An 18,663-nucleotide genomic window follows, 5' to 3' on the forward strand; every position below is an offset into this window, starting at 1 on the left:
CTCAGGCGCGTACACGCTGAATTTTTTTGAGAACAGTGAACACTATGGCGCAATTTTACTCCGCAAAACAGCGCGTGACGACTAAGCAACGCATCACCGTTACCGTCGATGAACTCGATTCCTTTGGCCAGGGTGTGGCGCGGCATCAGGGCAAAACCCTGTTTATCAGCGGCGCGCTGCCTGGCGAACGGGCGGAGGTCACGCTGGTGGAGGAGAAGCGCCACTACGCGCGCGGCAAAGCGACGCGGCTGCTCAGCACCAGTCCGGAGCGCGTCACGCCGCGCTGCCCGCATTTTACCCGCTGCGGCGGCTGTCAGCAGCAGCACGCCGCCGAGCCGCTGCAGCAGCGCAGCAAGGCGGCGGCGCTGTCGCGCATGCTGAGCCAGACGGCGCAGCGCACCGTGGCGGTGGACGAGATTATCGCTGGGCCGACGTGGGGCTACCGCCGCCGCGCGCGGCTCGGCCTGCAGTGGCAGCCGAAAATGCGCGAGCTGCAGATGGGATTTCGTCAGGAGGCGAGCAACGATCTGGTGGCAATCCGCGAATGCCCCATTCTGGCGCCCGAACTTGAGGCGTTGCTGCCGCCGCTGCGCGACTGCCTCAGCGCGCTGAAGGGCGCCAGCCGGCTCGGGCACATCGAGCTGGTGCTGGCGGATAACGGCCCGCTGATGGTGCTGCGTCATCTCGATGCGCTGCACGCCGAGGATCGTGAAAAACTGGAACGCTTTTCGCATGAGAGGAGCCTGATGCTGTTTCTCGACGGCGGCGAGGCGCTGGAAAAGGTGCGCGGCAGCGAGCCGTTTTACCATTCGGGCGAGGTGCGGCTGACCTTTAGCCCGCAGGACTTTATTCAGGTCAACGACGCGGTCAATCAGCAGATGGTGGCGCAGGCGATGGCGTGGCTCGATCTGCAGCCGGACGATCGCGTGCTCGATCTCTTTTGCGGCATGGGAAACTTTACGATCCCTGTAGGAAAATTCGTACAAAATGCAGTGGGTGTGGAGGGTGTTGCAGCATTAGTGCGGCAGGCAGCGTATAATGCGCAGCTGAATAATCTTAAAAATGTCCGCTTCTTCCAGCACAACCTGGAGGAAGACGTTACGCGTCAGCCGTGGGCGGCGCAGGGATTTAACAAGGTATTGCTCGATCCGGCGCGCGCCGGGGCGGCGGGCGTGATGGCGCATGTGGTTAAACTTGCGCCGACGCGCGTGGTCTATGTTTCGTGTAATCCCACAACGCTTGCTCGCGACAGCCAGACATTGCTGTCGGCGGGCTACCATCTGGAAAGGGTCGCGATGCTGGATATGTTCCCTCATACCCGTCATCTCGAATCCATGGTGCTGTTCAGCAAAACATAAGCGGCAATTAATGCTGCTGTGGCAGGAGAGGATATGGTTGCGGTCAGAAGTGCGCATTTAAATACGGCAGGGGAGTTCGCTCTCGATCAGTGGATCGCCAGTCTTGGCATTGCCAACCCGCAATCATGTGAACGCATCGCTGAGACCTGGCGCTACTGCGAAGCCCAGACGCAGGATCATCCCGATCAGTCGCTGCTGCTATGGCGCGGCATTGAGATGGTGGAGATCCTCTCGATGCTCAGCATGGATATCGAAAGCTCCTGCGCCGCGCTGATTTTCCCGCTGGCGAATGCGGAAGTGGTAAGCGAAGAGGAGCTGAGCGAAACCTTCGGCAACGGCATCGTCACGCTGGTGCACGGCGTGCGCGATATGGACGCCATTCGCCAGCTGAAAGCGATCCACAACGACTCGATGGCCTCCGAGCAGGTGGACAACGTGCGCCGCATGCTGCTGGCGATGGTAGAAGACTTCCGCTGCGTGGTGATCAAGCTGGCGGAGCGCATCATGAACCTGCGCGAGATGAAAGACGCGCCGGAAGATGAGCGCGTGCTGGCGGCCAAAGAGAGCACCAACATCTACGCGCCGCTCGCCAACCGTCTCGGCATCGGTCAGCTGAAATGGGAGCTGGAGGACTACTGCTTCCGCTATCTGCATCCTGATGAATACAAACGCATCGCCAACCTGCTGCATGAGCGCCGCATCGACCGCGAGCAGTACATTGAGAACTTTGTCGATTCGCTGCGCAAAGAGATGGTGAAAGAGGGCGTGCGCGCCGAGGTGTATGGCCGGCCCAAACATATCTACAGCATCTGGCGCAAAATGCAGAAGAAGTCGCTGGCCTTCGACGAGCTGTTCGACGTGCGCGCGGTGCGCATCGTCGCCGAGCGCCTGCAGGATTGCTACGGCGCGCTTGGCATCGTGCATACCCTCTATCGCCACCTGCCGGCGGAATTTGACGACTATGTCGCCAACCCTAAGCCGAACGGCTACCAGTCGATTCACACCGTGGTGCTCGGGCCTAAAGGCAAAACCGTTGAGATCCAGATCCGCACCCGGCAGATGCACGAAGATGCCGAGCTGGGCGTCGCCGCGCACTGGAAATATAAAGAGGGGCCGAGCACCGGCAGCGCGCGCGGCGCCTCCGGCCACGAAGAGCGCATCGCCTGGCTGCGCAGGCTGATCGCCTGGCAGGAAGAGATGGCCGACTCAGGCGAGATGCTGGAAGAGGTGCGCAGTCAGGTGTTCGACGATCGCGTCTACGTCTTTACCCCAAAAGGGGACGTGGTGGATCTGCCCGCCGGCTCGACGCCGCTCGACTTCGCCTACCATATTCACAGCGATATCGGCCACCGCTGCATCGGCGCCAAGATCGGCGGCCGCATTGTGCCCTTTACCTATCAGCTGCAGATGGGCGATCAGGTCGAGGTGATCACCCAGAAACAGCCGAACCCGAGCCGCGACTGGCTGAACCCGAACCTCGGCTATATCACCACCAGCCGCGGGCGCGCCAAAATTCACAACTGGTTCCGCAAGCAGGATCGCGACAAAAACATCGCCGCGGGCCGCCAGATCCTCGACAGCGAGCTGAATCAGCTCGATATCAGCCTGCGCGAAGCGGAGAAGCTGCTGCTGCCGCGCTATAACGTCACCTCGCTGGACGAGCTGCTGGCGGCGATCGGCGGCGGCGACATTCGCCTCAATCAGATGGTGAACTTCCTGCAGGCGAAGCTCAACAAGCCGAGCGCGGAAGAGGAAGATCGCGAGGCGCTGCGCCAGCTGACGCAGAAAAGCTACTCGCCGCCGTCGCGCAAAGAGAGCGGCCGCGTGGTGGTGGAAGGGGTCGGTAACCTGATGCACCATATCGCGCGCTGCTGCCAGCCGATTCCGGGCGACGATATCGTCGGCTTTATCACCCAGGGACGTGGCATCTCGATTCACCGCGCCGACTGCGACCAGCTGGCGGAGCTGATCTCCCACGCGCCGGAGCGCATCGTCGACGCGGTATGGGGCGAAAGCTACTCCAGCGGCTACTCGCTGGTGGTGCGCGTCACCGCCAACGATCGCAGCGGCCTGCTGCGCGATATCACCACGATTCTCGCCAACGAGAAGGTCAACGTGCTGGGCGTCTCCAGCCGCAGCGACACCCGCAAGCAGCTGGCCACCATCGATATGGATATTGAAATCTACAACCAGCAGGTGCTGGGCCGCGTGCTGTCGCGGCTCAACCAGGTGCCTGATATCATCGACGCCCGACGTCTTCACTGATTTTGCGGGATGGGCGCGCGCTCATCCCCGCTTTTTTCTCCCCGATTGAACAAGGACTGACTATGAGCGCACTCGATCGCCTGCTGGGCATTATGCAAACCCTGCGCGATCCGCAACGCGGCTGCCCGTGGGATCGCGAGCAAACCTTCGCCTCTATCGCCCCCTATACGCTGGAAGAGACCTATGAAGTGCTGGACGCTATCCAGCGCGCAGACTTCGACGACCTGCGCGGCGAGCTGGGCGACCTGCTGTTTCAGGTGGTGTTTTACGCGCAGATGGCCAGCGAGCAGGGGCGTTTTGACTTCAGCGATATCTGCGACGCCATCAGCGACAAGCTGGAGCGGCGCCATCCGCATATTTTCGGCGACGCCAGCGTTGAAAACAGCGCCGAGGTGCTGAAAAACTGGGAGGCGATTAAAGGCGCGGAGCGAGCGGAAAAGGCGCAGCATTCGGCGCTCGACGACATTCCCAAAGCGCTGCCGGCGCTGATGCGCGCCCATAAGATCCAGAAGCGCTGCCATAACGTTGGCTTTGACTGGACCTCAATCGGCCCGGTGCTGGATAAAGTGCACGAGGAGATTGACGAGGTGATGCATGAGGCGCAGCAGGCAACGGTGGATCCGCACAAGCTGGAAGAGGAGATCGGCGATCTGCTGTTCGCCACTGTCAACCTGTCGCGCCATCTCGGCAGCAAAGCGGAAACCGCGCTGCAGAAGGCGAACGATAAGTTCGAGCGCCGCTTCCGCGCGGTAGAAACCATTATCGCCGCGCAGGGACTTGCCATGCCCGAAGCGACGCTGGAGCAGATGGAAGCCGCCTGGCAGCAGGTGAAGGCCAGCGAAAAACGCTGATTATTCCAGCGTTGCGCAGAATATAGCCGGTCACGCTTACTCGATTCAGCGCAAGAAAAAAGTTGTGACCTGCATCAACATTTGTTGCGCCGCTATCCGCTATGTTACCCGCAGCAATGCGTTGGAGGATGGCGGTGATTCATCAATTGTGGCTAGCAGGGGTTTCCGGTATACTGTTTTCCCGTCCTGGTTATTCCACCGTCTTTAAACCTAAACTCTCAGGTTCAGCATGACAACGAATTATATTTTTGTGACCGGCGGGGTCGTTTCCTCTCTGGGTAAAGGCATTGCCGCAGCCTCCCTCGCAGCCATTCTCGAAGCACGTGGTCTGAACGTGACCATCATGAAGCTGGATCCCTACATCAACGTCGATCCGGGCACCATGAGCCCTACTCAGCACGGTGAAGTGTTCGTCACCGACGACGGGGCCGAAACCGATTTGGATTTGGGTCACTACGAGCGCTTCATTCGCACTAAAATGACGCGCCGCAACAACTTCACCACGGGTCGTATCTACTCCGAAGTGCTGCGCAAAGAGCGTCGCGGCGACTATCTCGGCGCGACCATTCAGGTTATTCCGCACATCACCAACGCCATTAAAGAGCGCATCATCGCCGGTGGCGAAGGTCACGACGTCGTTCTGGTGGAGATCGGCGGCACCGTGGGTGACATCGAGTCGCTGCCGTTCCTGGAGGCGATCCGCCAGATGGCGGTTGACGTTGGCCGCGAGCACACCATGTATATGCACCTGACGCTGGTGCCCTATATGGCGGCGGCGGGCGAGGTGAAAACCAAGCCGACCCAGCACTCGGTTAAAGAGCTGCTCTCTATCGGCATCCAGCCGGACGTGCTGATCTGCCGTTCTGACCGCGCCGTGCCGGCGAACGAGCGCGCCAAGATCGCGCTGTTCTGTAACGTGCCGGAAAAAGCGGTTATCTCGCTGAAAGATGTCGATTCCATCTACAAAATCCCGGGCCTGCTGAAGTCGCAGGGTCTGGATGACTATATCTGCAAGCGCTTCAACCTCAATGCGCCGGAAGCAAACCTGTCCGAATGGGAGCAGGTGATCTACGAAGAAGCCAACCCGGGCGGCGAAGTGACCATCGGCATGGTCGGCAAATATGTCGAACTGCCGGACGCCTACAAATCGGTGATCGAAGCGCTGAAGCACGGCGGCCTGAAAAACCGCGTTACGGTCAATATCAAGTTGATCGACTCGCAGGATGTCGAGACGCGCGGCGTTGAAATCCTGAAGGATCTCGACGCAATCCTGATCCCCGGCGGCTTCGGCTACCGCGGCGTGGAAGGCAAGCTGATGACCGCGCAGTATGCGCGCGAAAACAACGTGCCCTATCTGGGCATCTGTCTCGGCATGCAGGTGGCGCTGATGGAGTTCGCGCGCAACGTCGCCGGGATGGAAGGCGCCAACTCCACGGAATTTGTGCCAGACTGTAAATACCCGGTGGTGGCGTTAATCACCGAATGGCGTGATGAAAACGGCAACGTGGAACAGCGCACGGAAACCAGCGACCTGGGCGGCACCATGCGCCTCGGCAGCCAGCAGTGCCAGCTGACGCCGGACAGCAAAGTCCGTCAGCTCTACGGCTCCGACACCATCGTCGAGCGCCATCGCCACCGCTACGAAGTCAACAATCTGCTGCTGAAGCCGATTGAAGCCGCAGGGCTGCGCATTGCCGGACGTTCTGGCGACGACCAGCTGGTCGAGATCATCGAGATCCCGAACCACCCCTGGTTTGTGGCTTGCCAGTTCCACCCGGAGTTCACGTCAACACCGCGCGACGGTCATCCGCTGTTCGCCGGCTTTGTTAAGGCCGCGCAGGATCACCAGAAGCGTTTAGCGAAGTAAGTTTCACGAGCAGCGCGCGAACTTTTCGCGCGTTGTTTGTCTTAGGATTGACTAACTTGTACTGAGGAAAATCGTAATGGCCAAAATCGTTAAAGTCATCGGTCGCGAAATCATCGACTCCCGCGGCAACCCGACTGTAGAAGCGGAAGTACATCTGGAAGGTGGTTTTGTCGGTCTGGCAGCGGCACCGTCAGGCGCTTCTACCGGTTCTCGCGAAGCACTGGAGCTGCGCGACGGCGACAAATCTCGTTTCCTGGGCAAAGGCGTGACTAAAGCCGTTGCTGCGGTTAACGGTCCGATTGCGGATGCGGTAAAAGGCAAAGACGCGAAAGATCAGGCGAACATCGACAAGATCATGATCGACCTGGACGGTACTGAAAACAAATCCAACTTCGGCGCAAACGCCATCCTGGCGGTTTCTCTGGCGGCGGCGAAAGCGGCTGCGGCCTCTAAAGGTCAGCCACTGTATGAGCACATCGCTGAGCTGAACGGCACCCCGGGTAAATTCTCTATGCCGCTGCCGATGATGAACATCATCAACGGCGGTGAGCACGCCGACAACAACGTCGACATCCAGGAGTTCATGATCCAGCCGGTTGGCGCTTCCACTGTGAAAGAAGCGATCCGCATGGGTTCTGAAGTGTTCCATCACCTGGCGAAAGTGCTGAAGTCAAAAGGCCTGAACACCGCTGTGGGCGACGAAGGCGGCTACGCGCCGAACCTGGGCTCCAACGCTGAAGCGCTGGCCGTTATCGCGGAAGCGGTAAAAGCAGCAGGCTACGAGCTGGGCAAAGACATCACCCTGGCGATGGACTGCGCGGCGTCTGAATTCTACAAAGACGGCAAATACGTGCTGGCTGGCGAAGGCAACAAAGCCTTTACCTCTGAAGAGTTCACTCACTTCCTGGAAGATCTGACCAAACAGTACCCGATCGTCTCTATCGAAGATGGCCTGGACGAGTCAGACTGGAACGGCTTCGCCTACCAGACCAAAGTGCTGGGCGACAAAATCCAGCTGGTGGGCGACGACCTGTTCGTGACCAACACCAAAATCCTGAAAGAAGGCATCGAGAAAGGCATCGCTAACTCTATCCTGATCAAATTCAACCAGATCGGTTCTCTGACCGAAACCCTGGCGGCGATCAAGATGGCTAAAGACGCAGGCTACACCGCGGTGATTTCACACCGTTCAGGTGAAACCGAAGACGCCACCATCGCTGACCTGGCGGTCGGTACCGCAGCAGGCCAGATCAAAACCGGTTCTATGAGCCGCTCTGACCGCGTTGCCAAGTACAACCAGCTGATCCGTATTGAAGAAGCGCTGGGTTCTAAAGCGCCGTTCAACGGTCTGAAAGAAGTGAAAGGCCAGGCGTAATCGCCTGCTGATTCCGTCAGCCGACGGCATTGCCTGAGAGAAAGCCCCGCCCTGGCGGGGCTTTTGCTTTTATTCTCTTTTTTAACGCATTAATACAGTTTTAATAAAATAGTGTCAGGAACCGTATCATTAAACCAGAGGGTGAAATGGCAGGTTAATAAAATATTTTTTATAACATGCATTCTCTTAATGGTTTTCTGGTTAAATAATTGCTGCGAAATTTTCATTTATATGCCTGGCTTGCTATTTTATTAAGTATGAGTTTCTTTCCCTACAGGTGATATTTCATTCCATAATGATCTAAATCATTATTTTCTATCTTAATTGACGTAGATTCGATTCTTCGATGAATAAAAAGGAACGTCAGATATGGCCATGCCCATTTATCTTTGGCTCTATGAGGAAGATGGCAAGTTATTAAAAGGAAGCGTAGAGGCTAACGGCCGAGAAGGAAGTATTGAGGTGGTGGGAATGCAACACGATATTTCCATACCTGATAATGATATGACCGGAGCCATAACCGGAACGCGTCAGCATGAGGCCTATACTTTCGAAAAAGAAATTGATTCCTCATCACCGCTTTTGTACCGCGCATTAACCACCGGCCGTACTCTGGCACAAGCGGTATTCAAATATTACCGCATCAATCATAACGGTATGGAAGAAGAATACTTTAAGGTTGTACTGGATAACGTAAAGCTATGTCATATCGTGCCCGTTATGTTTGATACTAAAGACGGGGATTTTGAGCATCATGGGCATATTGAACATGTTGGTTTACGTTATGAGAAGATTTCCTGGGACTATATTGATGGGAATATACAGCATGCCGATAGCTGGAAAATGCGTAAAACCGTATAAGGAGATTGCCTATGGCTAAATGGATATACAAGCAAAGCACCGGAGAGCTATTTCGCGATGGTAAGTTAATTGAAAAAGGCTATTCTGGCGTGCTTACTAACAAAAATAACCCAGACCGCGAGCAGGTTCGAGGCATGGGCCCGATTCCACGCGGAACCTGGAAAATAGGCAGCACCGGAACCAGTAAAGGCCCGCTTACTATCACCCTAATTCATATTCGCGGTAACGCTTATAAGCGAGATATGCGTACTTTCCGTATCCATGGCGAGAAAGTCCACGGCGTTCCCGGCTTCGCCTCTTCAGGCTGTATCATCATGTATGCGCATACGCGCTTGCTGGTCAGCAAAGATCGTGGAGCTTATCTGGAGGTGATACGATGAAGTGGATAGCCATACTCTTTATGCTCCCTGGCTTTGCACTGGCGAAACCCACGCCTGATACTGTTGTAAAGCACCGATTAACGCCTTCAGACTGGCAATATGTCATACAAAAGATAGCGGCAGGCGATCGTTCCTGGCTTGACGCTGTTCCTGGCCTCGCACTAAAAGCCGATCGCAAACAAGCCGATCAACTTGAAGAAGCATTGGCTACCGCTCTGCCGGTGAATCCTGAGGGCGTTTTAGCTACTCTGCACAGGCTGGACGCAGGCTCTTATCCTGAAATGAGCGGTACGAATATTGTCTGCGTGCGGAAGGTCGTACAGCCGGGCAGAGAAGCCGCAGACTATTACATTGCCGCACGGCGCGCTTTGCTTAGCGAGCCGAGCGGGGCCGAGTGCCTCTGGAATCTGGAAGCCGTATGGGAAGAGGTGAACCAACAGGAAAAGTAAGGCTGGAGAGGGCGTTTTGGAAAACTGACATCCTCGTACGCTGCGGGGCTCATGCAGTCTGGGAAAAGCAGAGGCTGCTTTCCTGCATAGAAAAGGCACATCGCGTGGTTGAGCTGCGCGGCAAATCTGCCATAATCAGCGCCCTGTTTTTTTCTAGCGAGTCCGTAATGCAATACCCGATTAACGAAATGTTCCAGACGCTGCAGGGTGAAGGATTTTACACCGGCGTCCCGGCCATCTTTATCCGCTTACAGGGATGTCCGGTAGGTTGTAGCTGGTGCGATACCAAACATACCTGGGAAAAACGAGCCGATCGGGAAACGGCGCTGGGCGATATTCTGATCAAAACGGTGGAGAGCGAGGCCTGGGGCAACGCCGATGCGGCGCTGCTGATCGAGACCATCCAGCGTCAGGGCTGGACGGCGCGTCACGTGGTGATCACCGGTGGCGAGCCGGCGATTTACGATCTTCGCCCGCTGACCACTGCATTAGAAGCGCACGGCTTTCAGTGCCAGATTGAAACCAGCGGCACTCATGAAGTGCACTGCTCGGATCGCACCTGGGTGACGGTGTCGCCGAAGGTCAATATGCGCGGCGGCTATGATGTGCTGGCGCAGGCGCTGCAGCGGGCGGACGAGATCAAGCATCCGGTGGCGCGCGAGCGTGACGTCGAGGCGCTGGACGAACTGCTGGCGACGCTGAGCGACAACAAAGCGCGCATTATCGCGCTGCAGCCCATCAGCCGCAAAGACGCGGCGACCAAACTCTGCATCGATACCTGCATCGCGCGCAACTGGCGTCTGTCGATGCAGACGCACAAGTACCTTAATATCGCCTGACCACAGCGAGCAGGGCGGCGAAGCGCGCCGCCCGCCCGTATTACTGCTTCGCCTTATAGGCGTCAAACGCCTTCTTGATCTCGTCTTTCGCCACGTCGGCGCCTTCAAATCCCTTCAGCTCGACCTTTTTGCGGCCGTCCGGCAGTTGCTTATAGACGCGGAAAAACGCCTGCAAACGCTCCTGCTCGATCTTCGGCAGATCGCTCAGGCTCTTGATATCGTCATAAGTGGGATCGATTTTGCTGGTCGGCACCGCGACGATCTTATCGTCCACTTCGCCGCCGTCGATCATCTTCAGCACGCCGATGGCGCGCAGTTTGATCAGCGTGCCGGGCTGCAGCGGCGCGCGGGTATAGAAAATGACGTCGAGCGGATCGTTATCGCCGCCCAGCGACTGCGTCAGAGAGCCGTAGTTGGCCGGGTAGGCCACCGGCATCGACTGAAAGCGATCCGCCACGATAAAGCCGGTTTTGGCGTCGGTTTCATATTTAATGATGCCGCCCGCCGGGATTTCGGTGACGGCGTAAAACGCATCCGGCACGTTTTCCGGCTGGGGAAAGTCGAGAATATTTTGCGCCTGAACGGCGGCAGAGGCGGTGAAAAGGAGTGCGAAGGCGGCAAGGTGCTTCAGGTTCATCGTTGATTCTCTTGATCTTTAATAGAGGAGAGAACAACGTAGAGGCGGCAGATGACAGAGAGATGACGCGGGCGTAAAGAAGCGTAGAGCGGGCTGCGTCAACCGCAGCCCAGACGGGCGTTAGCCTTTATAGACGCAGCCTGCGGTGCAGGTTTCTTTGATCATCACCGCGCTCAGCTCCGGCAGCAGCGGCTTCATCTCATCCCAAATCCATTTCGCCAGCACTTCGCTGGTGGGATTCTCCAGACCCGGGATCTCATTGAGATAGTGGTGATCGAGGCGGTCATAAAGCGGGCTGAACGCCGCTTTCAGTTCGGCGAAATCCATCACCCAGCCGGTATGCGCGTCCACTTCGCCGGTAATTTCCAGTCGCACCAGAAACGAATGGCCATGCAGGCGACCGCATTTGTGCCCTGCCGGGACGTTAGGCAAGTGGTGAGCGGCTTCGAACTGGAACTCTTTAAACAGTGTGGTAGACATAATGGCTCTCAGGCTTAAAAACCGGGGAATTCTACCTGAAATGCGGAATTTTCGCACCCGCCACGCCAGAAAGCAGCATTTTCCCTGCATGGCAATCAGTAGCCTGTTTTAACCAGCTGATGGATAAGCCTTTTCTATACCAGTTTTAGCGATTAGGTCTACCCAAAAAACCACTTAGTCATTTTGGTTATTAATTATGTCGAAGGCGTATTTAATCGTTAATATACGGGCCGGTAACCTACCACTCTTCCTGCTACTTTACCGTCCGGACTTTAGATACTGGAATTTTTAACGCGATGACGACTCAGGCACCCCCAGGTTCTCTGCTTCCGCTTAACCCGGAGCAGCTTGCGCGCTTACAGGCGGCAACTACTGATTTTTCGCCCACCCAGCTGGCGTGGCTCTCTGGCTACTTCTGGGGAATGATCAATCAGACGCCAGGCAGCGTCGCGGCCAGCGCGCCCGCGGCGGCGGAGATCCCGGCGATTACGCTGATCTCGGCGTCGCAAACCGGTAACGCGCGCCGCGTGGCGGAACAGCTGCGCGACGACCTGCAGGCGGCAAAGCTGAACGTGAAGCTGGTGAACGCTGGCGACTACAAGTTCAAGCAGATTGCGCAGGAAAAACTGCTGGTGATTGTCACCTCGACGCAGGGCGAAGGCGATCCGCCGGAAGAGGCGGTGGCGCTGCATAAATTCCTGATGTCGAAAAAAGCGCCGAAGCTGGATGGCGCCGCCTTTGCGGTGCTCGGCCTGGGCGACACCTCCTACGAATTCTTCAGCAAAGCGGGTAAAGACTTTGACGGTCGCCTGGCGGAGCTGGGCGCAGAGCGCCTGCTGGATCGCGTCGACGCCGACGTCGATTTCGCCGAGGCGGCAGCTAGCTGGCGCCGCGCGCTGGTCGAGGTGCTGAAGCAGCGCGTGCCGAGCGAAACCCCGGCGCAGGCGATCGCCACCGCCGCGGGTAGCGTCAATGAAGTGCACAGCAGCCCCTACAGCAAAGAGGCGCCGCTCTCTGCCAGCTTTGCGCTGAACCAGAAAATCACCGGACGCGACTCCGATAAAGACGTGCGCCATATCGAAATCGACCTGGGCGATTCCGGTCTGCGCTACCAGCCGGGCGACGCGCTGGGCGTCTGGTATGAAAACGATCCTGAGCTGGTGGCCGAGCTGCTGGGCCTGCTGTGGCTGAAAGGCGACGAGCCGGTGCAGATCAACAACGAAACCCTGCCGCTGAGCGAGGCGCTGCAAAAGCACTTCGAGCTGACGGTCAACACCGCGCAGATCGTCGAGCAGTACGCCGCGCTGTCGCGCAATGAGACGCTGCTGGCGCTGGCGGGCGACAAGGCGAAGCTGCAGCACTACGCGCAGACCTTTCCTGTCGTCGATATGGTGCGTAACGCGCCGACTGAACTCAATGCCGAGCAGCTGACCGCGCTGCTGCGTCCGCTGACGCCGCGCCTCTACTCTATCGCCTCTTCGCAGGCGGAGAACGAAACCGAAGTGCATATCACCGTCGGCGCGGTGCGTTTCGACATCGACGGCCGCGCCCGCGCGGGCGGCGCCTCGAGCTATCTCGCCGATCGTCTGGAAGAGGATGCGCCGATCCGCGTCTTTATCGAGCATAACGACAACTTCCGCCTGCCTGCCAACCCCGACGCGCCGGTGATTATGATTGGGCCGGGCACCGGCATCGCGCCGTTCCGCGCCTTTATGCAGCAGCGCGACAACGACGGCGCCGGCGGCAAAAACTGGCTCTTCTTCGGCAATCCGCACTTTACCGAGGATTTTCTCTATCAGGTCGAGTGGCAGCAGTATGTGAAGGATGGCCTGCTGACCCATATCGATCTCGCCTGGTCGCGCGATCAAGAGCAGAAGGTGTACGTACAGGACAAAATCCGCGCCAAAGGGGCGGAAGTGTGGCGCTGGATCGAAGAGGGCGCGCATATTTATGTCTGCGGCGACGCCAACCGTATGGCGAAAGATGTCGAGCAGGCGCTGCTGGATGTGGTGGTCGAACACGGCGCAATGGATCGTGAAACGGCCGACGAATTTTTAAGTGAGCTGCGCATTGAGCGCCGTTATCAACGAGACGTTTACTGATGAGCGAAAAACACCCTGGACCGCTGGTCGTTGAAGGCAAGCTGGCTGACGCCGAGCGTCTTAAAAAAGAGAGCAACTATTTACGCGGCACCATTCTGGAAGACCTCGACGAGGGGCTGACCGGCGGCTTTAGCGGCGATAACTTCCTGCTGATCCGTTTCCACGGTATGTACCAGCAGGATGACCGCGATATTCGTGCCGAGCGCGCCGAGCAGAAGCTGGAGCCGCGTCACGCCATGATGCTGCGCTGCCGTCTGCCAGGCGGCATCATTACGCCGACGCAGTGGCTGGCGATTGACAAGTTCGCCAGCGAGAAAACCCTGTACGGCAGCATTCGTCTGACCAACCGTCAGACCTTCCAGTTTCACGGCATTCTGAAAAAGAACGTCAAGCCGACGCACCAGATGCTGCATGAGGTGGGCCTCGACGCGCTGGCGACCGCCAATGACGTCAACCGCAACGTGCTCTGCACCTCTAACCCGGTTGAGTCGGAGCTGCATCAGGAAGCCTACGAGTGGGCGAAGAAGATCTCCGAGCATCTGCTGCCGCGCACCCGCGCCTACGCCGAAATCTGGTGGGATAAAGAGAAGGTAGCGACCACGGATGAGGAGCCGATCCTCGGTGAGACCTACCTGCCGCGCAAGTTCAAAACCACCGTGGTGATCCCGCCGCACAACGACGTGGATCTGCACGCCAACGATCTTAACTTCATCGCCGTGGCGGAGAAGGGCAAGCTGATCGGTTTTAACCTGCTGGTCGGCGGCGGTTTGTCTATCGAACACGGCAATAAAGCGACCTATGCGCGCACCGCCAGCGAATTCGGCTATCTGCCGCTGCATAAGACGCTGGAGGTGGCGGCGGCGGTGGTGACCACGCAGCGCGACTGGGGCAACCGCACCGATCGTAAAAACGCCAAGACCAAATACACGCTGGAGCGCGTTGGCGTCGAAACCTTCAAGGCGGAAGTGGAGAAGCGCGCCGGTCTGACCTTCGAACCGATTCGCCCGTATGAATTTACCACGCGCGGCGACCGTATCGGCTGGATCAAAGGCATCGACAAAAAGTGGCACCTGACGCTGTTTATCGAAAACGGCCGCCTGCTCGACTACCCGGATCGTCCGCTGAAGAGCGGCATCGCGGCAATTGCGCGCGTGCATCAGGGCGACTTCCGCCTGACGGCGAATCAGAACCTGATCGTCGCCGGCGTGCCGGAGAGCGAAAAGGCGAAGATTGAGGCGATTGCGCGCGAACACGGCCTGATGGAGAGTGTCACCGCCCAGCGCGAGAACTCGATGGCCTGCGTGGCGTTCCCGACCTGTCCGCTGGCGATGGCGGAAGCGGAGCGTTTTCTGCCCGCATTCGTCACCCGAGTCGAAGAGATCATGCATCGTCACGGCGTAGGCGAAGAGCACATCGTGCTACGCGTCACCGGTTGTCCGAACGGCTGCGGCCGTGCCATGCTGGCGGAAATCGGGCTGGTGGGCAAAGCGCCGGGTCGTTACAACCTGCATATCGGCGGCAACCGCATCGGCACGCGCATTCCGCGCATGTACCGCGAGAACATCACCGAAAGCGAGATCCTCGCCAGCATCGATGAGCTGGTAGGCCGCTGGGCGCAGGAGCGTCACGGCGCTGAAGGCTTCGGCGACTTCGCGATCCGCGCGGGCATCGTCAAGCCGGTGATCGATCCGGCACGTGACTTCTGGGATTCGGAGGCAGTATGAGTCAGTTCGACCTCGCAGCACTGAGTGACATGAACAAAGTCGAGCGCACGCTGGCGTTAGCGGCCACCAATGCGCAGCTGGAGAAACAGTCGGCGGAGGAGCGCGTCAGCTGGACGCTGGAGAACCTGCCGGGCGCCTTTGTGCTCTCATCGAGTTTCGGCATTCAGGCGGCGGTGTCGCTGCATCTGGTGACGCGGCAGCAGCCCGATATTCCGGTGATCCTGACCGACACCGGCTATCTGTTCCCGGAAACCTACCGCTTTATCGACCAGCTGACGGAACAGCTCGGTCTCAACCTGCAGGTGTTTCGCGCCGAGACCTCGCCAGCCTGGCAGGAGGCGCGCTACGGCAAGCTGTGGGAGCAGGGCGTTGAGGGCATCGAGCAGTACAACCAGATCAACAAGGTTGAGCCGATGAACCGCGCGCTGCAGACGCTGGGCGCGCAGACCTGGTTTGCCGGGCTGCGTCGCGATCAGTCCAGCAGCCGCGCCGGCCTGTCAGTGCTCGGCGTGCAGCGCGGCGTGTTCAAAGTGCTGCCGATTATCGACTGGGACAATCGCCAGATTCACCAGTATCTGCAGCAGCACAACCTCAAATATCATCCGCTGTGGGATGAGGGCTATTTGTCGGTGGGCGACACCCACACCACGCGCAAATGGGAGCCCGGCATGGCGGAAGAGGAGACGCGCTTTTTTGGCCTGAAGCGCGAGTGCGGCCTGCACGAAGGCTGAGTGTTACCGCGCTGGCCGACTCTGGCCAGCGCGTCCCTGCGTTTCACACCTTTATACTTTCGGGTTGGTCAGCTCGCCCAGCAGCGGCAACAGCACCCTGACGCTGTCGCGCGTGCGCAGCGAGATGCGGCCCGGCAGCCAGCGATCCAGGTAAGTCAGATTGTCGCGATCGGTCTGATGGCGCGTGGTGCCGTCGGGGAAATGGGTCGAGCGGCTGCGCTGCTGCGCGCCGTCCCGCCCGCCCAGCGCCCAGTTGCTCGCCGTCACGTCCAGCAGCGGAAAGCCCGCCTTATCGAAGGCGCTGGCGCCGTTATAGTCGTGCGCGCTCATCTGATGACTGGCGGCAGAGATGCCGAGCTGCTGCGCCAGACGCAGCGCGCGTTCGCTGGTCTGCTTGCGCACCGCGCGCGGCGTATTGCCGCCGCTGTTGAAATAGAGGTGATCGCCGGTGATCAGGCTATTGAGATCCACCACCAGCAGCGTGTTCTTCTTCTCTTTCGCGCTCATGCGCGCCACATAATCCTGCATGCCGCCGAGCGCGGTTTCGCCTGCGCTCAGCGCCACGAAGCGCACGCCGTAGTGCAGCGGCCGCAGGCTCAGCTGCTGCGCCAGCTCCAGCATCACCCCTAGCCCCGAGGCGTTGTCGTCGACGCCCTGCAGGCGCAGGCCGCCGAGGTTATGTTCTGCGTCACTGCTGCTGAGCGGTGTCCAGGTGTCGAGATGCGCCACGATCAGGATCTCCTGCGGCGCGCTGCCGGCGCGCGCGGCAATCACCGAGGTTGCCGTCACCTTATGCCAGCGCAGCTCGCCGCTGGCTTCATGCAGGCGATAGCCGGTATTGAACTGGCGGGTATTACTCTTAAAACCGAGGGCGGCGAACTGCTGCTGAAGGTAGTCGGCGGCCATCATTTCGGCCGGGCTGCCGCTCATGCGGCCAGGGAAGTAAGTGGCGATGTGGCGAAGCTGCTGCTCGGCAAATTCTCCCGGCGCGGCGCTGGCGGCCTGGGCGTGCAGAGCGAAACCGCAATTTAACAGCGCAGCCAGCGCGGTCAGGCGGAGAAAGGCAAACATGCTGTGATCCTTGTGGGTCATCCTGTGACGAGAAGCCAAAATTTTTTCGCCTCTCAGTATGAAACTGTGATCGCCATTAAACAATTTGAATCGCTCTGAAAGCCTTGCCAGATCATTCGTTAAGCACATTTTGTTATGACCTTCCCTGGTGCGTTATTCCATTCGGTAACTACTCATTCCAATTCGTAATTTCATCTGCCAGAAGGGCGCAACGTATAGTCGCGTTAAATTACGGTTACAACGCCAGGATTATCGTGGATTACTTGCCTCTTTTCGCCGATCTCAAAGGTCGTCCGGTGCTGGTTGTGGGCGGCGGCGACGTCGCCGCGCGCAAAATCGAGCTGCTGCGTCGCGCTTCCGCCCAGGTGCGGGTGGTGTCGCGTGAACTCTGTCCGGAGCTGCAGGCGCTGCATCAGGAACAGCAAATTGAGTGGCTGGCGACGGCGTTCGACGCGGCGCAGCTCGACACGGTTTTCCTGGCGATTGCCGCCACCGACGACAACCAGCTTAACCGTCAGGTTTACGACGAGGCCAACGCCCGTCACCGGCTGGTCAACGTGGTGGACGATCAGCCGAAGTGCAGCTTTATCTTTCCGTCGATTGTCGATCGCTCTCCGCTGGTGGTTGCGATCTCCTCCAGCGGCACCGCGCCGGTGCTGGCGCGTATGCTACGCGAAAAGCTGGAGGCGCTGCTGCCCGCCAGCCTGGGACAGATGGCGGAGGTGGCGGGTTCGTTTCGCGACAGCGTGAAGCAGCGCTTCAGCCGCATGTCCGACCGCCGCCGCTTCTGGGAGCGCGCCTTTAACGGCCTGTTTGCCAGCCAGATGTCGGCGGGCAATGTAGACGAGGCGACACGCACTCTGCAGCGCGAGCTGCAGGAGGAGCCGAACCGCGAAGGCGAAATTATTCTGGTGGGTGCCGGACCCGGCGACAGCGGTCTGCTGACGCTGCGCGGCCTGCAGGTGATGCAGCTGGCCGACGTGGTGCTCTATGACCATCTGGTCAGCGACGAGGTGCTGGATCTGGTGCGCCGCGACGCCGACCGCATCTGCGTTGGCAAACGCGCCGGCGCGCACTCAGTGCCGCAGGAAGAGACCAACCGCCTGCTGGTAGAGCTGGCGCGCAAGGGCAAGCGCGTGGTGCGTCTCAAAGGGGGCGATCCCTTTATCTTCGGCCGCGGCGGCGAAGAGCTGCAGGCGGCGCAGGAGGCGGGCATTCCGTTTCAGGTGGTGCCCGGCGTCACGGCGGCGGCAGGCGCCACCGCCTATGCCGGTATCCCGCTGACCCACCGCGATCACGCGCAGAGCGTGCTGTTTATTACCGGCCACTGCCGCGCCGACGGCGATGCGATCGACTGGCCTTCGCTGGCGCGCGCGCGTCAGACGCTGGCGATCTATATGGGCACGGTAAAAGCGGCGGAAATCAGCGAAGGCTTGATTCGCCACGGCCGCGCCGCCAACACGCCGGTGGCGGTGATTGGCCGCGGCACGCGCCAGGATCAACAGGTGCTGACCGGCACGCTGGAACACCTTGAGACGCTGGCTGCCGCCGCGCCGACGCCCGCGCTGCTGGTGATCGGGGAAGTGGTGAAGTTGCATGAGCAACTGGCGTGGTTTCAACATTCTGCACAGCAGGCGACCCGCGAGTCCGCCGTTGTCACTCTGGCTTGAGGA

The 18,663-nt window shown here is 59.0% G+C and carries 16 protein-coding genes; 13 read left to right on the forward strand and 3 right to left on the reverse strand.

The features are described 5' to 3' along the window. Positions 1-44 precede the first annotated feature (44 nt). The 9 genes from rlmD (at position 45) to queE (ending at position 10,245) form a co-directional block, all read left to right on the forward strand. Complete coding sequence (gene rlmD, locus B2J69_RS17620; protein WP_081140935.1) at positions 45-1,358, forward strand: 23S rRNA (uracil(1939)-C(5))-methyltransferase RlmD; 1,314 nt, start codon at positions 45-47, stop codon at positions 1,356-1,358. 33 nt (positions 1,359-1,391) lie between these two features. Next, entirely contained in the window at positions 1,392-3,623 is a 2,232-nt protein-coding gene (relA, locus tag B2J69_RS17625; RefSeq protein ID WP_081140936.1) for a GTP diphosphokinase, read from the forward strand. Positions 3,624-3,685: 62 nt separating this feature from the next. Beyond that, the gene (mazG, locus tag B2J69_RS17630; RefSeq protein WP_081140937.1) at positions 3,686-4,474 is read left to right on the forward strand and encodes a nucleoside triphosphate pyrophosphohydrolase; all 789 of its coding nucleotides are present in this window, start codon (positions 3,686-3,688) and stop codon (positions 4,472-4,474) included. Positions 4,475-4,703: 229 nt separating this feature from the next. After that, the gene (gene pyrG, locus B2J69_RS17635) at positions 4,704-6,341 is read left to right on the forward strand and encodes a glutamine hydrolyzing CTP synthase (protein ID WP_033752123.1); all 1,638 of its coding nucleotides are present in this window, start codon (positions 4,704-4,706) and stop codon (positions 6,339-6,341) included. A 76-nt stretch (positions 6,342-6,417) separates the two neighbouring features. Next, positions 6,418-7,716, forward strand: a complete 1,299-nt coding sequence (gene eno / locus B2J69_RS17640) for a phosphopyruvate hydratase (protein WP_033752120.1) — start codon at positions 6,418-6,420, stop codon at positions 7,714-7,716. A gap of 369 nt (positions 7,717-8,085) precedes the next feature. Beyond that, entirely contained in the window at positions 8,086-8,577 is a 492-nt protein-coding gene (gene tssD, locus B2J69_RS17645; protein WP_081140938.1) for a type VI secretion system tube protein TssD, read from the forward strand. An 11-nt stretch (positions 8,578-8,588) separates the two neighbouring features. Continuing rightward, entirely contained in the window at positions 8,589-8,957 is a 369-nt protein-coding gene (locus B2J69_RS17650) for a tlde1 domain-containing protein (RefSeq protein WP_081140939.1), read from the forward strand. Then, positions 8,954-9,406 carry a hypothetical protein gene (locus tag B2J69_RS17655; RefSeq protein ID WP_081140940.1) on the forward strand — a complete coding sequence of 151 codons (453 nt, stop codon included), beginning with the start codon at positions 8,954-8,956 and terminating at the stop codon, positions 9,404-9,406. The genes B2J69_RS17650 and B2J69_RS17655 overlap by 4 nt, the downstream gene beginning before the upstream one ends. Before the next feature lie 167 nt (positions 9,407-9,573). Continuing rightward, positions 9,574-10,245 carry a 7-carboxy-7-deazaguanine synthase QueE gene (gene queE / locus B2J69_RS17660; RefSeq protein WP_081140998.1) on the forward strand — a complete coding sequence of 224 codons (672 nt, stop codon included), beginning with the start codon at positions 9,574-9,576 and terminating at the stop codon, positions 10,243-10,245. A 40-nt stretch (positions 10,246-10,285) separates the two neighbouring features. Here queE and B2J69_RS17665 read toward each other — a convergent pair whose 3' ends face one another. Together B2J69_RS17665 and queD are read right to left on the reverse strand one after the other, a co-directional pair. Next, positions 10,286-10,882 carry an inorganic diphosphatase gene (locus B2J69_RS17665; RefSeq protein WP_081140941.1) on the reverse strand — a complete coding sequence of 199 codons (597 nt, stop codon included), beginning with the start codon at positions 10,880-10,882 and terminating at the stop codon, positions 10,286-10,288. Between the two features lie 120 nt (positions 10,883-11,002). After that, positions 11,003-11,362 carry a 6-carboxytetrahydropterin synthase QueD gene (queD, locus tag B2J69_RS17670; RefSeq protein WP_081140942.1) on the reverse strand — a complete coding sequence of 120 codons (360 nt, stop codon included), beginning with the start codon at positions 11,360-11,362 and terminating at the stop codon, positions 11,003-11,005. A 296-nt stretch (positions 11,363-11,658) separates the two neighbouring features. Between queD and cysJ the strand changes: the two genes are divergently transcribed. The 3 genes from cysJ to B2J69_RS17685 are packed head-to-tail and all read left to right on the forward strand — an operon-like array spanning position 11,659 to position 15,919. Then, positions 11,659-13,464 (forward strand): NADPH-dependent assimilatory sulfite reductase flavoprotein subunit, encoded by a 1,806-nt coding sequence (gene cysJ / locus B2J69_RS17675; RefSeq protein WP_081140943.1) that lies wholly within the window; start codon positions 11,659-11,661, stop codon positions 13,462-13,464. Beyond that, positions 13,464-15,188 carry an assimilatory sulfite reductase (NADPH) hemoprotein subunit gene (gene cysI, locus B2J69_RS17680; RefSeq protein ID WP_081140944.1) on the forward strand — a complete coding sequence of 575 codons (1,725 nt, stop codon included), beginning with the start codon at positions 13,464-13,466 and terminating at the stop codon, positions 15,186-15,188. The genes cysJ and cysI overlap by 1 nt, the downstream gene beginning before the upstream one ends. Beyond that, a complete protein-coding gene (locus tag B2J69_RS17685; RefSeq protein ID WP_081140945.1) occupies positions 15,185-15,919 on the forward strand; it encodes a phosphoadenylyl-sulfate reductase in 735 nt (244 codons plus the stop codon). Before cysI ends, B2J69_RS17685 begins: the two co-directional genes overlap by 4 nt. Positions 15,920-15,970: 51 nt before the next feature. On the opposite strand, the gene B2J69_RS17690 is transcribed toward B2J69_RS17685, so the two are convergent. Continuing rightward, positions 15,971-16,990, reverse strand: coding sequence for an aminopeptidase (locus tag B2J69_RS17690; RefSeq protein ID WP_081140946.1), 1,020 nt, complete (start codon positions 16,988-16,990; stop codon positions 15,971-15,973). 254 nt (positions 16,991-17,244) lie between these two features. Between B2J69_RS17690 and cysG the strand changes: the two genes are divergently transcribed. Next, positions 17,245-18,660, forward strand: a complete 1,416-nt coding sequence (gene cysG, locus B2J69_RS17695; protein WP_081140947.1) for a siroheme synthase CysG — start codon at positions 17,245-17,247, stop codon at positions 18,658-18,660. Positions 18,661-18,663: the final 3 nt, after the last annotated feature.

This window comes from Pantoea latae (genome assembly GCF_002077695.1).
Lineage (GTDB): Bacteria > Pseudomonadota > Gammaproteobacteria > Enterobacterales > Enterobacteriaceae > Pantoea > Pantoea latae.